Source organism: Luteimonas sp. Soil_N_1 (assembly GCF_057656255.1).
Map to the genome: position 1 here is coordinate 1,419,997 of NZ_JBDGKS010000001.1, position 13,588 is coordinate 1,433,584.

The following is a 13,588-nucleotide window of genomic DNA, read 5'->3' on the forward strand; positions in this document are numbered from 1 at the left end:
TTCCAGCGTTGCGAGCAGCCGTCATGAAAGGCCATTCCGAAGTCGTCGATTACCTGAAGTTCCTGCTCCGTGGCGAGCTGGCAGCCCGCGACCAGTACTTCCTCCATTCGCGTCGTTACGAGGATCTGGGTCTGCACGATCTGTACGCGCGCATCAACCACGAGATGGAAGAGGAGACCCAGCACGCCGATGCGTTGCTGCGACGCATCCTGTTCCTGGAGGGCACGCCGGACATGCGGCCCGATGCGTTCGAACCCGGCGTCACGGTCGAGGAGATGCTGCGCAAGGATCTCGATCTCGAGTATCTGGTCCGCGACAACCTCGCCAAGGGCATCGCGCTGTGCGAGCGGCACGGCGATTTCGTCAGCCGCGAAGTGCTGGTGACCCAGCTCGCCGACACCGAGGAAGACCACACCTACTGGCTGGAGAAGCAGCTGCGGCTGATCACCATGATCGGTCTGGAGCGCTACCAGCAGAGCCGCATGGGCGAGGCTGCAGGCACGCACGCCGGCGTGGGTTGAACGCGGGGGCGGCGTTCAACCCATCGCGTACGTTTCGAGGACGCCCGCGCCAGTCGCGGGCGTTTCCGTTTCCGGAGCCCGCAGTGCCCGGGTCTTCATCTCGGCCTGCGCGGATTCGGGACGTCGGCGGGGATGCGCGCATGCGTCCACGCGCAGACGACCGGAACCGGTCGACAGAAGGCCAGGATCAATCCCGGCGCGCCACCCGGTAGACCGCGGTCGACAGCGCGGTCACCCCATCGGCCATGAATCCCGGCTCGTGCGCCAGGATGTCGCGCCGCTCGACGGCGTCGATCCGCCAGTCGTCATCGAGCAACGCATGCACCTCGTCGGCCACCACCGAGAACGGCGGGCCGGACTTCTCCGCCTGCGGATACTCCAGCGTGACCAGCAACCCGTGACATCCCGCCGGCAGACGCCGCCACGCGGTGGCCGCATAGGTGCGGCGCAGATCTGGCGGCAGTGCGATCAGGGCCGCACGGTCGTAGACGGCGGTGCAGTCCGCGAGCACGTCGGCCTGCAGTGCGAAGGCGTCGCCGACGATCAGCTCATAGGCACCGGCGACGAAATGCACGCCGGCAGCCGTTTCATGCATCGCCGGCACCAGGTCACGTTCGACGAAGAACTGGCGCACCGCCAGTTCCGACAGTTCGACACCGAGCACGCGATGGCCGCATCCGGCCAGCCAGACCATGTCGAGCGACTTGCCGCACAGCGGCACGAACACGCGGGCATCGGTCGCGAGGCCGAGCGTGGGCCAGTGTTTCAGGAGCAGCGGCAGGGGCGCATCGAGGTGGAAGCCGATGCGGTTGTGCGACCAGCGTTCGTGCCAGAACCCGGGGTGCATGACGGCTCCAGAATCAGGACGGCGTCGCGATCGCGACGATCAGATGCGCGTGGCGACCGGTCGTCGCCACGCGCGCATGCAGCGCATCACTCGACGTGCAGCCCTTCGACCTTCTGCCAGCCGCGCGGCAGCAGGCCACCACGCGATGCACGTGCGCCGATGTAGGCGTCGAGTTCCTTGAACGACAGCGTCATCGTGCGTGCGCCCGAGCGCACCAGCAGCGCGCTGCCCGGCGCGACCACAGCGAGTGCGACCACCTGTTCGGTACCGCGCTTGGCTTTCGGAATCTCGATGATCTTGTTGCCTTTGCCCTTGTCGAGTTCCGGCAGTTCGGCGACCGGAAACACCAGCAGATGACCGGCGCTGGTCACCACGACCAGACGGTCGGCATCGACAGCGCGCACCGCGGCCGGCTGCAGAACCGTCGAACCCGGCGACAACGACAGCATCGCCTTGCCCGCCTTCTGGCGGCCGGTGAGGTTCTCGAAGCGGGTCACGAAGCCGTAGCCGTGCGAAGACGCGACCACGAAGCGCGCGTCGGCTTCGCCGGCCACGACCGCCTGGAACGAGGCACCTGCAGCCGGCGAGAAACGGCCGGTCAGGGGTTCGCCGTTGCCGCGCGCCGACGGCAGCGAATGCGCGACGGTGGAATAGCTGCGGCCGGTCGAATCGAGGAACGCGACCTGCTGCGTGGTGCGGCCGCGCGCGAACGCGAGCAGGCTGTCGCCGTCGCGATAGTTCATGCCGGCCGGATCTACGTCGTGGCCCTTGGCTGCGCGCACCCAGCCCTTCTCGCTGACGACGATCGTCACCGGCTCGCTCGGCACCAGATCGCTTTCGTCGAGCGCCTGCGCGGCGCCGCGTGCGACCAGCGGCGAACGACGCACATCGCCGTACTTCTTGGCATCGGCCTGCAGTTCGTCCTTGATCAGCTTCTTCAGCTTGGTCTTGCTCTCCAGCGTCGTGATCAGGCGGTCGCGCTCGCTTTCCAGCTCGGCCTGTTCGCCGCGGATCTTCATCTCTTCCAGGCGCGCGAGCTGGCGCAGACGGGTTTCGAGGATGTAGTCGACCTGGTCGTCGCTGAGTTCGAACCGCGCCTGCAGCACGGCACGCGGCTCGTCCTCGGTGCGGATGATGTGGATCACCTCGTCGAGATTGAGGAACGCGACCAGCAGGCCATCGAGCAGGTGCAGGCGACGCTCGACCTTCTCCAGGCGATGGGTCAGGCGGCGGGTCACGGTGTTGGTGCGGAACTGCAGCCACTCCGACAGCAGCATCTTCAGGTTCTTGACCTGCGGACGCCCGTCGAGCCCGATCACGTTGAGATTGACGCGATAGCTCTTCTCGAGATCGGTGGTGGCGAACAGATGGCCCATCAGCTGTTCGGCGTCGACGCGGTTGGAGCGCGGAATCAGCACCACGCGCACCGGATTGGCGTGGTCGGATTCGTCGCGGATGTCTTCCAGCCACGGCAACTTCTTGGCGCGCATCTGCGCTGCGATCTGCTCGATCACCTTGCTCGGGCTGACCTGGTGCGGCAGCGCGGTGATGACGATGTTGGTGTGTTCTTTCTCGAACGTCGCGCGCGCGCGCACGCTGCCGTGGCCGGTCTCGTACATGTGCAGCAGGTCGGCGGACGGCGTGATGATCTCGGCGCTGGTCGGATAGTCCGGGCCGCGCACGTGCTCGCACAGGTCGCGCACGGTCGCGTCGGGATCATCGAGCAGACGCAGACAGGCGCTGACGATCTCGTTGACGTTGTGCGGCGGCACGTCGGTGGCCATGCCGACGGCGATGCCGGTGGTGCCGTTGAGCAGCAGGTGCGGCAGACGTGCCGGCAGCCACGAAGGCTCCTGCATCGTGCCGTCGAAGTTGTCGGTCCAGTCGACGGTGCCGTGGCCGAGTTCGGCCAGCAGCATCTCCGCGATCGGCGTCATCTTCGATTCGGTGTAACGCATCGCCGCGAAGGATTTCGGATCGTCGCTGGAACCGAAGTTGCCCTGGCCGTCGATCAGCGGGTAGCGGTACGAGAACGGCTGCGCCATCAGCACCAGCGCCTCGTAGCACGCGCTGTCGCCGTGCGGATGGTATTTGCCGATCACGTCGCCGACGGTGCGCGCGGACTTCTTGGGCTTCGACGCCGCGCCCAGGCCCAGCTCGCTCATCGCGTAGATGATGCGGCGCTGCACCGGCTTGAGGCCGTCGCCGATGAACGGCAGCGCGCGGTCGAGCACCACGTACATCGAATAGTCGAGGTAGGCGCGCTCGGCGAACTCGCGCAGCGGCAGCTGCTCGAAGCCATGGAAGGGGGTGCGGACGGACTCGGTCATCGGGACAGCATCTACGGTGGAACCGGGATTTTAGCGGGTGGTGGTCGCAGGTGCTGCGTTGCGATGCGTTGTCGACGCCAGCGGGCAGGGGCCAGGCCCGCCACCGGGCGCCGACGGGGCATCGGCGGTCGGCGGATGCGTGGCGGGTATCATGGTCACGTATGGACACCAAGCCGAGACCGCGCAGTTACGCCGAGCCTGCCGGCGCCGCGCGTCATGCCGCGGCCGGCAGCCCGAAGCGTGCACCGCACGGCGGCTGCGACGGCTGTCTGGCGCGCCCGCTCGCGATCTGCGCGTCCATTCCCGAGGCCGACACCCACGCGCTCGAAGCCACCGCCGGTGAAGTGTTGCTGCCCATCGGCGCCACGCTCGCCAGCGAAGGCGATCCACGCCGCGAGGTCTACACCGTCACCCGCGGCATGCTGCGCCGTGTGCGCCTGCTGCCCGACGGCCGCCGGCTGGTCGCAGGCTTTCTGATGACGGGCGATTTCATCGGCTTCAGTGGCGCGCCGCAGTACCGGCATACGCTCGAAGCGGTGACCGACTGCGTGCTGTGCGTGTTCCCGATGCAGTCGATGCGCAGCCTGTGCCAGCGCTATCCCGACCTCGAATCGGGAATGCTCGCCCAGGCCTGCAGCGAACTCGATGCGACGCGCGGCAGTCTGATGCTGCTCGCCCGGCTCGGCCCGGGTGAGCGTCTGGCCGGGTTCCTGGTCGAACTGGGCGAGCGCCAGCAGCGGCGCGGCGGGGCAGTCCATCACGTGGACCTGCCGATGACCCGCGCCGACATTGCCGACCATCTGGGGCTGACGATCGAAACGGTGAGCCGCAGCTTCACCAGGCTGCGGCAGAGCGGGGCGATCGCATTCGAGGATCCGCGGCGGATCGATCTGGTCGACGTGCCGGCGTTGCGACGCGCAGCCGGGATGTAACGGGTCGCCGCGCCATGTGGTTGCCTGGCGGTCATCAGGCCCGCGCGGCGCCAGGCGATACTGCAGGCGACAGGAAGCGGGGACGACCCCGCCGCTCCATCCAGACAGGGGACGACCCCATCGCAACGATGGAGGTTTCTCGTATGTCCTGGACCATTCTGGTACTTGCCGGCCTGTTCGAGATCGGCTGGGCGATCGGCCTGAAGTACACCGAGGGATTCACGAAGTTCTGGCCGACGGTCGGCACGGTCACGGCCATGGTGGTCAGCATCGGCCTGCTCGGCATCGCGATGCGCGAATTGCCGGTCGGCACGGCCTACGCGGTCTGGGTCGGCATCGGCGCGGTGGGAACGGTGATCCTGGGGATCGTGCTGCTGGGCGACGCCGCAAGTCCCGCGCGTCTGGTGAGTCTGGCCCTGATCGTGGCCGGGATCATCGGGCTCAAGCTCGCCGGTTGATGCGCACGGCCTGCACGGTCAGCCGTGCAGGCCGCAACACAGCTTTCCGGCGCGGGCGGGCCCGCGGGTGCTGGCATGCGCCAGCCGCATCGTCGACCATGGCCGGCCCACGTCGGTCCGTTTCGCACGGGCTGCCTGTCGACTGTTGCCGGAATTGCCTGTGCTGAGCGTCGTTGCGATCGTTCTTGCGTCCTATCTCGTCCTGCGTGTGGTGCTGCCGCTGCGACTGCCCTGGCCGGTCCGCGCCGGGTTGGCGGTGCTGGTCTACGGGCTGGCGCTGCACCATCGCATCGTCGCGCGCTTCGCCGGCACCATGGCCTCGCCGGAGTTGCCCAAGCTCGTCATCGCCGCGCTGGGCACCGGTTTCATCGCCCTGCTGCTGACCGCGGTGTTCGTGCTGCTGCTCGATGTCGTCACTTTGCTGGTCTGGGCGCTGCGTCGACGCCGGGCGCTCGGCACCTTGCGCGGGCCGTGGCTGCGGCCCGGCGCGGCGCTGCTCGCACTGCTGATATCGGGCTATGGCACGTGGCAGGCGATGGTGGTGCCGCAGGTCCGCCAGGTCGAGGTGTCGATCGCGGGTCTGCCGCAGGCCTTCGACGGCTACCGCGTGCTGCAGCTGACCGACATCCATGCAAGCCGGCTGCTGACCGGCGACTGGGTCGCCGGGGTCGTCGCCGCGTCCAACGCGGAGCAGCCCGACCTGATCGTCATCACCGGCGACCTCGTCGACGGCAGCACGACCGCACGCGCCGACGACGTGCGCCCGCTGGCGGACCTGCGCGCGCCCGACGGCGTCATCGCGATCACCGGCAACCACGAGTACTACAGCGCCTACAGCGAATGGATGGACGCGTTCCGCGCGCTGGGCATGGTGGTGCTGGAGAACGCGCACCTGCGCATCGAGCGCGGACCTGCGGCACTGACCATCGCGGGTGTCACCGATCCGGTCGCCGCAGGGCGCAACCTGCCCACGCCGGATCTCGACGCGGCGCTGGAAGGTGCGGACCCGCAGGCCACTGTGATCCTGCTCGACCACCGCCCGGTCGAGGCCCGCACGAACGCCACGCGCGGTGTCGCGCTGCAGCTGTCGGGCCACACGCACGGCGGCCACATCGTCGGCATGGACCGGCTGGTCGCGCGGGCCAATGGCGGTTTCGTCTCCGGGTTGTATCCGGTCGACGGCATGCAGCTCTACGTCAGCAACGGTGCCGGCCTGTGGCCGGGCTTCGCGACGCGGATCGGCGTGCCCTCGGAGATCACCACGATCACGCTGCGGCGCGCGCCCGACTAACGGCTGCGGTCAGTCGTCGGTGTCTGTCGCGTCCGGGGCGGCCGTCGCCATCGTCGGCCAGGCGTTGGCGATGCGGCAGAACAGCTGCGCGGTCAGCGTGGTGTCGTACAGCGCCGAATGCGCCTGCGCCTGGTCCCACTGCAGGCCGGCGGCCTGGACCGCGCGCGCGAGGACCGTCTGGCCGTACGCCACACCGGCCAGCGTGACCGTATCGAACACGCTGAAGGGGTGGAACGGGTTGCGCTTGTGCTGGGTGCGGGCGACCGCGGCGTTGACGAAGCCCAGGTCGAAATGCGCGTTGTGCCCGACCAGGATCGCGCGCTGGCAGTTGTGGTGGCGCACTGCATTGCGCACGTGCGCGAAGATGTGGTCGAGCGCGTCGCGTTCGGGCTTGGCGAAACGGAACGGGTGGTGGATGTCGATGCCGGTCACTTCGAGCGACTGCGGATCGATGTGCGTGCCGTCGGCCGGTTCGACGTGCGCGTGCACGGACGCACCGGGGACGAGGCGTCCGTCCTCGTCGAGATCCAGCGGAATCGCCGCGATCTCCAGCAGGGCGTGACGGCGTGACTCGAACCCGCCGGTTTCGACGTCGACGACGACCGGCAGGAAGCCGCGGAAGCGGCGGGACATCGGCAAATGGGACGTGGCGGCATCGTCTGCGGATGCCTGGTCGGGTGCTGCGGTTTCGATCATGCGCGCAAGCCTAGCAGAGCCGGGCGACGCGGCCGGCACGTGTGCGGGCGCACACGTGCCGATGGCGAGCATTGCGTCGCGCGGCGCTCAGGTGACGGTGTTGGTGAAGTCGCGCTTGTCGCGTGGCGGCAGCGGCTCGTCGCCCTTGACCAGGAACCAGACGTTTTCGGCGATGTTGGTCGCGTGGTCGCCGATGCGCTCGATGTTCTTGGCCATGAACAGCAGATGCGTGCAGGGCGTGATCGCGCGCGGATCTTCCATCATGTAGGTCAGCAGTTCGCGGAACAGGCCGGTGTAGACCGTGTCGATCTCCGCGTCCTGGGCGCGCACGCGCTGCGCCGCTTCCGGATCGCTGTCGCGGAACGCGACCAGCACTTCACGCACCTGGCGCACTGCCAGCTCACCGAGCACGGTCAGGCCGCGGGTGTAGGGCAGGGGCGGTGCGAGGTTGAGCGCGGTGGAGCGCTTGGCCACGTTGGCGGCGTAGTCGCCGATGCGTTCGATGTCGGCGGCGATGCGCAGCGCGGACAGGATCTCGCGCAGGTCGCGCGCCATCGGGCCGCGCAGCGCCAGCTTCATGACGTCCTGGCTGACCTCGTGCTCGAGCGCGTCGATCGCGTCGTCGTTGGCGATGATGCGCTCGGCGGCCTTGTCGTCGCGACGCTCCACGACGTCCAGCGCTGATTCCAGCTGCGCGGCGGCCATCTCGCCCATCCGCAGGATCTCGTTGATCAGACGGCTGCGCTCGTCGTCGTAGCTCTTGACGATGTGGTCGTTCAGTTGGTTGGGCATGGCGGGAAACCTGGAAGAGTGGCGACGATGTGCGATGGGGAGCTCGGGTCAACTGCGAACCGGCAGACTGCGCCCGTCCGGCCACACACAGCGCGTGTGGCGTTCGGCAGGCCGCGCGGCAATGCCGCGCAAGCCGGCCTGTCTCAGCCGAAGCGACCGGTGATGTAATCCTCGGTCTGCTGCTTCGAGGGATTGGAGAAGATCGTCTCGGTGGTGTCGTGCTCGATCAGGTCGCCCAGATACATGAAGGCGGTGAAATCCGAGACGCGCGCCGCCTGCTGCATGTTGTGGGTCACGATGACGATCGTGTAGTCGACCTTGAGTTCCTCGACCAGCTGCTCGATGCGACTGGTGGAGATGGGGTCGAGTGCCGAGGTCGGCTCGTCGAGCAGCAGCACATCCGGACGCAGCGCCACGGCGCGCGCGATGCACAGACGCTGCTGCTGGCCACCGGACAGGCCCAGCGCGTTCTGGCCCAGCTTGTCCTTGACCTCGGTCCACAGCGCCGCCTGGGTCAGGGCCTGCTCGACGCGCACGTTGAGCTCGGCCTTGGACAGCTTTTCGTGATGGCGGATCGCGTAGGCGACGTTCTCGAAGATCGTCATCGGGAACGGCACCGGCTTCTGGAACACCATGCCGACCTTCGAACGCAGACGGTTCATCGGGTACTTCGGCGACAGGATGTTCTCGCCGTCGAGCAGCAGCTCGCCGCTCGCCGTCATCTTCGGATACAGCGCATAGATGCGGTTGAAGATGCGCAGCAGGGTCGACTTGCCGCAGCCCGAAGGACCGATCAGCGCGGTCACGCGCTTTTCGGGAATCTCCAGGTCGATGCTCTTGAGCGCGTGGAAATCGCCGTAGTGGAAGTTCAGCCCGCGCGCGGCGATCTTGACCGGCGTCGGCGCCAGTTGCGTGCGCGCATGCGTCGCCAGCTGGATGCGCTGCGACGGAGCGGTGTGGAGGTCGTTCATGGACGGGTCCAGGCTGAGGTTAGTCATGGGAGATCTTGTTGCGCAGCAGGATGGCGCGAGCGCCCAGGCTGACCAGCAACACGAAACAGGTGAGCACCAGCGCGCCGGCCCAGGCCAGCTGCTGCCAGGACTCGTACGGGCTGCCGGCGTACTGGTACATCACCACCGGCACACTGGCCATCGGCTGCATGATGTTGTTGTTCCAGTACTGGTTGCCGAACGCGGTGAACAGCAGCGGTGCGGTCTCGCCGGAGATGCGGGCCAGCGCGAGCAGCACGCCGGTGACGATGCCGGCCGAGGCGCTGCGGTAGAGGACCTGCACGACGACCTTCCACTGCGGCACGCCGAGCGACAGCGCGGCCTCGCGCATCTGCGTGGGCACCAGCTGCAGCATCTCGTCGGTGGTACGCACGACCACCGGCAATACGATGAAGGCCAGTGCGATCGCGCCGGCCAGCGCCGAGAAGCGGCCGCCGGTGGTCATCACGAATGCGGTGTAGACGAACAGACCGAGCACGATGGACGGTGCCGAGAGCAGGATGTCGTTGATGAAGCGCACCACGACGCCGGCCTTGCGGGCGCGACCGAACTCCGACAGCCAGGTGCCAGCGGCGACGCCCAGCGGCGTGCCGATGGCGATCGCCATGCCGCACATCACCGCACTGCCGAAGAAGGCGTTGAGCAGGCCGCCTTCGACCATCGGCGGCGGCGTCATCTGGGTGAACAGTGCGGGATTGATGCCGCCGGCGGCCTTGGACACCAGCGTCCACAGGATCCAGCCGAGGAAGAACAGGCCGAACGCGGCGGTCAGGCATCCCATCGCGATGGCGATGCCGTTGTGCACGCGGCGGCGCGCGTAGAGGCGGTCGGCGACCTGGCGCTCGCGCTCGGTGACGGTGGCGACGGCCATTACTTGCCCTCCTTGCGGGACAGCTGCATCAGCATCAGGCGGGCGATGGCCAGCACGACGAAGGTGACCAGGAACAGCACGAAGCCGAGCAGCAGCAGCGCCGAACGGTAGGTCTCGGTCGCCTCACCGAAGTCGTTGGCGATCAGTGCCGCGATGGTGGTGCTGGGCTCGAGCAGCGAGGGCGTCAGGCGCACCGAGTTGCCGATGACGAAGGCGACCGCCATCGTCTCGCCCAGCGCGCGGCCGAGGCCGAGGAACACGCCGCCGATGACCGCAGAGCGCGTGTACGGCAGCACGATGTCCCAGCTCACTTCCCACTTCGTCGCGCCGAGCGCGTAGGCCGATTCCTTCAGACGCGTCGGCACGGTGAGGAACACTTCGCGCATGACCGCCGAGATGAAGGGGATGACCATGATCGCGAGCACGAAGCCGGCGGTCAGCGTGCCGATGCCCAGCGGCGGCCCCTGGAACAGGATGCCGATGCCGGGAATCGCACCCAGGTAATCGTTGAGGAACGGCGTGACGTAGGTCGTCATCACCGGCACGAGCACGAACAGGCCCCACATGCCGTAGATGATCGAGGGAATGCCCGCGAGCAGTTCGATCGCGGTGCCGACCGGCCCGCGCAGCCAGCGCGGCGCGACCTCGGTCAGGAAGAAGGCGATGCCGAAGCTGACCGGTACCGCGATCAGCATGGCTATCAGTGCAGTGGTGATCGTGCCCAGGATCGGCACGAGCGCACCGTAGCGGTTCTCGACCGGATTCCAGTCGGCGCTGGTGAAGAACGACAGGCCCTGCGAGGACAGGGCATCACGCCCGCCCCACAGCATCGACAGTGCGGCGCCGGCAAGCGCCAGCATCACGAAGACGACGGTGGCGGTCAGGACGATCTTGAACAGGCGATCGGCGCGCGCATCGCGGATATCGCGTTTGCTCGGAGCCGGTGGCGCGGCATGGAGGGTGGCGGCGTTCATGGGGAGTCCGGAAAAGGAGAGCCGCGGAGCGGTTCGGGACCGTCGTTCCGGCGGAGGCCGGAAGGCTGTTCAACAGCCGGAGGGCGGGTCACCCCGTGACCTGGCGCGTGGGAGCGCGTCCAGGTCACGGGATGACGCGACGTCAGCCGCGCGCACCGCGCGCGGCATGGGGCATCACTTGAACTCGGCGGCCCAGTAGGCCTCGATCTGCTGCACCAGCTCGGGCGGCAGCGGCACGTAGTGCAGCTCGCTGGCCTGCGTCTGGCCCGACTCGAACGCCCACTTGAAGAAGTCGAGTGCGGCCTGGCTGCGCGCGGCGTCCTTCGGCTGCTTGTGCATCAGCATGAAGTTGGTCGCGGTGATCGGCCACGCGTCCGGACCGGGCGCGTTGGTGATGACCAGGTTGAAGTCCTGCGCGCTCGCCCAGTCGGCGGTCGCGGCAGCGGCTGCGAAGCTGTCCTCGCTCGGCTGCACCCAGTTGCCGGCCGCGTTCTGCAGCGAGGCGTAGGGCATGTTGTTCTGCAGCGCGTACGCCAGCTCGACGTAGCCGATCGAGCCCTTGATCTGCTGCACGTACGACGCGACGCCTTCGTTGCCCTTGCCGCCCACGCCGGCCGGCCACTGCACCGAGGTGCCTTCGCCGACCTTGGACTTCCACTCTTCGCTGACCTTGGACAGGTAGTTGGAGAAGTTGAACGTCGTGCCCGAGCCGTCCGAACGGTGGACGATGCTGATCTTGCCGGCCGGCAGGGTCACGCCCGGGTTGAGCGCGGCGATCGCCGGATCGTTCCAGTTGGCGACCTTGCCCAGGAAGATGTCGCCGAGCAGCGCGCCGGTCAGCTTCAGCTGGCCCGGCTGCAGGCCGTCGACGTTGAGCACCGGCACCACGCCGCCGATGGCGGACGGGAACTGGCCCAGGCCCGCGGCCTGCAGTTCGGCGCTGTCGAGCGGCTTGTCCGACGAACCGAAGTCGACCGTGCCCGCCTTGATCTGGGCGATGCCGCCGCCCGAGCCGATCGACTGGTAGTTGACGCGGTTGCCGGTGGCGGCGTTGTAGTCGGCCGACCACTTGGACACCAGCGGGAAGATGAAGGAGGCACCGGCGCCGGAGATGTCGGCGGCGACGCGGTCGCCGGCCGGCTGGGCCGGGGCGGGCGCGCCATCGGCGGTCTGGCCCGCGGGGGCGTCGGTATTGCCGCCACACGCGGCGAGGAAGATGAGCGAGGACAACGCGAGGGCGCCAATCCGGACCGTCTGACGGGACATGCGGAACTCCATGTGAAGGCGGCAACGCTGGGCGTCGCCTCGGTCCGCACATGAAATGATGTTTTTGTTACAGCCGTATGACGCCCGTCATCTCCGGCTGTGACAGCCGCAACCGACGGGCGCGGCGCAGTGCGCTACCAAGGCAACGGGGGCGACATCAGACGCTCACTGCGTCGTGACACATGCACCCGGGCGCTCGGCGTTGATCGGAGGCGCTCGGGCGCCTGGAGACCGCGGATGCGCAGCGGTGCGCCCGGTCGACGCCTGCACGCCCGGCCACCCGGCGTGGCGGAACAGGCAAAAAAAAACGGGCCCGAAGGCCCGTGGAGGAAAAGAGAGAGACGTGCGTGTTCTGTGGTGCTGGGTTCAATAGCGGGCGTTTTCGGCCCAGTAGCGTTCGATCTGCTGCACCAGCGGCGCGGGCAGCGGCACGTAGCCCAGTGCGCGTGCCTGGGTGCCACCGTTGGCGTAGACCCAGCGGAAGAACTCCTGCGCGTTCTTGGCGCCGGCACGGTTGCGCGGCTGGCGGTGCATCAGGATGAAGTTGGTCGCGGTGATCGGCCAGGAGTTCTCGCCCGGCGCATTGGTCATGACCAGGTGGAAATCGCGGGTCGCAGCCCAGTTGGCGCTGGCGGCGGCAGCCGAGAAGGTTTCTTCGCTCGGATTGACGAAGTTGCCGGCGGCGTTCTGCAGGCGCGAGTAGGCGAGGCGGTTCTGCAGTGCGTACGACAGTTCCACGTAGCCGATGCCACCGCGGATCTGGCGGACGTAGGCGGCGACGCCTTCATTGCCCTTGCCGCCGATGCCGACCGGCCACTTGAGCGACGTGCCTTCACCGACGCCGCTCTTCCACTCCGGGCTGACCTTGGCCAGGTAGTTGGCGAAGTTGAACGTGGTGCCCGAGCCGTCCGAGCGATGCACGACGGTGATGCGCATGTCGGGCAGGTTGATGCCGCCGTTGAGCGCGGTGATCGCCGGGTCGTTCCAGCGGGTGATCCGGCCGAGGAAGATGTTGGCCAGCGTCGCGCCGTCGAGCTTCATCGCGCCCGCAGCCACGCCGTCGACGTTGATGATCGGCACCACGCCGCCGATGACCGACGGGAACTGCACCAGGCCGGACTTGGCGAGGTCTTCCGGCGTCAGCGGTGCGTCGGACGAGCCGAAGTCCACCGTGCCGGCCTTGATCTGGGCGATGCCGCCGCCCGAGCCGATCGACTGGTAGTTGATCTGCTTGCTGGTGGCGGTGCGGTAATCGGCGGACCAGCGGGTCATGGCCGGGTAGACGAACGATGCGCCTGCGCCGGTCACGTCGTTGGCCATGGCGGGTGCGGCGAACGAGGTCGCCAGCAGCGTGGTCGACAGCGCGACGGCCGTGACACGGTTCTTGAGCAGTGCGTACATGGGGTTCCCTGGAGTGATGGACGGCCTGTGTCGCCGCGGGCCGTATTTCACGCGGGGACCATGACGGTTCCGGGTCAATCGGGTGACGGATCGATGACGCGGTGCGGGCGCAGCGGTCCGGGCTGCGGAATGCGATGTCATGTTTCTGTCATCTGCGCGCCATCGGACTGTCAGCAAACCTGCGCAGTCTGCGCACCGT

The 13,588-nt window shown here is 67.9% G+C and carries 13 protein-coding genes; 4 read left to right on the top strand and 9 right to left on the bottom strand.

Features of this window, described 5'->3' with window-relative positions:
* The first annotated feature begins 23 nt into the window (after positions 1-23).
* Complete coding sequence (gene bfr, locus AC3A4E_RS06545) at positions 24-521, top strand: bacterioferritin (RefSeq protein ID WP_487630707.1); 498 nt, start codon at positions 24-26, stop codon at positions 519-521.
* Between the two features lie 187 nt (positions 522-708).
* Here the strand turns inward: bfr and AC3A4E_RS06550 are convergent, their stop codons facing one another.
* Together AC3A4E_RS06550 and parC are read right to left on the bottom strand one after the other, a co-directional pair.
* Positions 709-1,368 carry a thiopurine S-methyltransferase gene (locus AC3A4E_RS06550; protein ID WP_487630708.1) on the bottom strand — a complete coding sequence of 220 codons (660 nt, stop codon included), beginning with the start codon at positions 1,366-1,368 and terminating at the stop codon, positions 709-711.
* 86 nt (positions 1,369-1,454) lie between these two features.
* On the bottom strand, positions 1,455-3,698 hold the full coding sequence (gene parC / locus AC3A4E_RS06555; protein ID WP_487630709.1) for a DNA topoisomerase IV subunit A: 2,244 nt from the start codon (positions 3,696-3,698) through the stop codon (positions 1,455-1,457).
* 161 nt (positions 3,699-3,859) lie between these two features.
* Here parC and AC3A4E_RS06560 point away from each other — a divergent pair, with 161 nt between their 5' ends.
* The 3 genes from AC3A4E_RS06560 to AC3A4E_RS06570 all read left to right on the top strand — a co-directional run bounded on the left by AC3A4E_RS06560 (position 3,860) and on the right by AC3A4E_RS06570 (position 6,379).
* Positions 3,860-4,630 carry a Crp/Fnr family transcriptional regulator gene (locus AC3A4E_RS06560; RefSeq protein WP_487630710.1) on the top strand — a complete coding sequence of 257 codons (771 nt, stop codon included), beginning with the start codon at positions 3,860-3,862 and terminating at the stop codon, positions 4,628-4,630.
* A 143-nt stretch (positions 4,631-4,773) separates the two neighbouring features.
* A complete protein-coding gene (gene sugE / locus AC3A4E_RS06565; RefSeq protein WP_487630711.1) occupies positions 4,774-5,088 on the top strand; it encodes a quaternary ammonium compound efflux SMR transporter SugE in 315 nt (104 codons plus the stop codon).
* Positions 5,089-5,248: 160 nt separating this feature from the next.
* Complete coding sequence (locus AC3A4E_RS06570) at positions 5,249-6,379, top strand: metallophosphoesterase (protein ID WP_487630712.1); 1,131 nt, start codon at positions 5,249-5,251, stop codon at positions 6,377-6,379.
* 9 nt (positions 6,380-6,388) lie between these two features.
* Here the strand turns inward: AC3A4E_RS06570 and rnt are convergent, their stop codons facing one another.
* The 7 genes from rnt to pstS (AC3A4E_RS06605) all read right to left on the bottom strand — a co-directional run bounded on the left by rnt (position 6,389) and on the right by pstS (AC3A4E_RS06605) (position 13,389).
* A complete protein-coding gene (rnt, locus tag AC3A4E_RS06575) occupies positions 6,389-7,075 on the bottom strand; it encodes a ribonuclease T (protein ID WP_487630713.1) in 687 nt (228 codons plus the stop codon).
* Positions 7,076-7,162: 87 nt separating this feature from the next.
* On the bottom strand, positions 7,163-7,867 hold the full coding sequence (phoU, locus tag AC3A4E_RS06580; protein ID WP_487630714.1) for a phosphate signaling complex protein PhoU: 705 nt from the start codon (positions 7,865-7,867) through the stop codon (positions 7,163-7,165).
* Positions 7,868-8,010: 143 nt separating this feature from the next.
* Positions 8,011-8,838 carry a phosphate ABC transporter ATP-binding protein PstB gene (gene pstB / locus AC3A4E_RS06585; protein WP_487630715.1) on the bottom strand — a complete coding sequence of 276 codons (828 nt, stop codon included), beginning with the start codon at positions 8,836-8,838 and terminating at the stop codon, positions 8,011-8,013.
* Between the two features lie 19 nt (positions 8,839-8,857).
* On the bottom strand, positions 8,858-9,748 hold the full coding sequence (pstA, locus tag AC3A4E_RS06590) for a phosphate ABC transporter permease PstA (RefSeq protein WP_487630716.1): 891 nt from the start codon (positions 9,746-9,748) through the stop codon (positions 8,858-8,860).
* Entirely contained in the window at positions 9,748-10,722 is a 975-nt protein-coding gene (gene pstC, locus AC3A4E_RS06595) for a phosphate ABC transporter permease subunit PstC (protein WP_487630717.1), read from the bottom strand. Before pstC ends, pstA begins: the two co-directional genes overlap by 1 nt.
* 174 nt (positions 10,723-10,896) lie before the next feature.
* Positions 10,897-11,988 carry a phosphate ABC transporter substrate-binding protein PstS gene (gene pstS / locus AC3A4E_RS06600; protein WP_487630718.1) on the bottom strand — a complete coding sequence of 364 codons (1,092 nt, stop codon included), beginning with the start codon at positions 11,986-11,988 and terminating at the stop codon, positions 10,897-10,899.
* A gap of 366 nt (positions 11,989-12,354) precedes the next feature.
* On the bottom strand, positions 12,355-13,389 hold the full coding sequence (pstS, locus tag AC3A4E_RS06605) for a phosphate ABC transporter substrate-binding protein PstS (RefSeq protein WP_487630719.1): 1,035 nt from the start codon (positions 13,387-13,389) through the stop codon (positions 12,355-12,357).
* Positions 13,390-13,588 lie beyond the last annotated feature (199 nt).

What these genes read in the sequence shown, in the direction of transcription:
- rnt (WP_487630713.1), bottom strand. Translation starts at nt 7,075, where the DNA reads ATGATCGAAACCGCAGCACCCGACCAGGCATCCGCAGACGATGCCGCC.
- sugE (WP_487630711.1), top strand. Translation starts at nt 4,774, where the DNA reads ATGTCCTGGACCATTCTGGTACTTGCCGGCCTGTTCGAGATCGGCTGG.
- bfr (WP_487630707.1), top strand. Translation starts at nt 24, where the DNA reads ATGAAAGGCCATTCCGAAGTCGTCGATTACCTGAAGTTCCTGCTCCGT.
- pstB (WP_487630715.1), bottom strand. Translation starts at nt 8,838, where the DNA reads ATGAACGACCTCCACACCGCTCCGTCGCAGCGCATCCAGCTGGCGACG.
- pstS (WP_487630718.1), bottom strand. Translation starts at nt 11,988, where the DNA reads ATGTCCCGTCAGACGGTCCGGATTGGCGCCCTCGCGTTGTCCTCGCTC.
- AC3A4E_RS06560 (WP_487630710.1), top strand. Translation starts at nt 3,860, where the DNA reads ATGGACACCAAGCCGAGACCGCGCAGTTACGCCGAGCCTGCCGGCGCC.
- pstA (WP_487630716.1), bottom strand. Translation starts at nt 9,748, where the DNA reads ATGGCCGTCGCCACCGTCACCGAGCGCGAGCGCCAGGTCGCCGACCGC.
- pstS (WP_487630719.1), bottom strand. Translation starts at nt 13,389, where the DNA reads ATGTACGCACTGCTCAAGAACCGTGTCACGGCCGTCGCGCTGTCGACC.
- parC (WP_487630709.1), bottom strand. Translation starts at nt 3,698, where the DNA reads ATGACCGAGTCCGTCCGCACCCCCTTCCATGGCTTCGAGCAGCTGCCG.
- AC3A4E_RS06550 (WP_487630708.1), bottom strand. Translation starts at nt 1,368, where the DNA reads ATGCACCCCGGGTTCTGGCACGAACGCTGGTCGCACAACCGCATCGGC.
- phoU (WP_487630714.1), bottom strand. Translation starts at nt 7,867, where the DNA reads ATGCCCAACCAACTGAACGACCACATCGTCAAGAGCTACGACGACGAG.
- pstC (WP_487630717.1), bottom strand. Translation starts at nt 10,722, where the DNA reads ATGAACGCCGCCACCCTCCATGCCGCGCCACCGGCTCCGAGCAAACGC.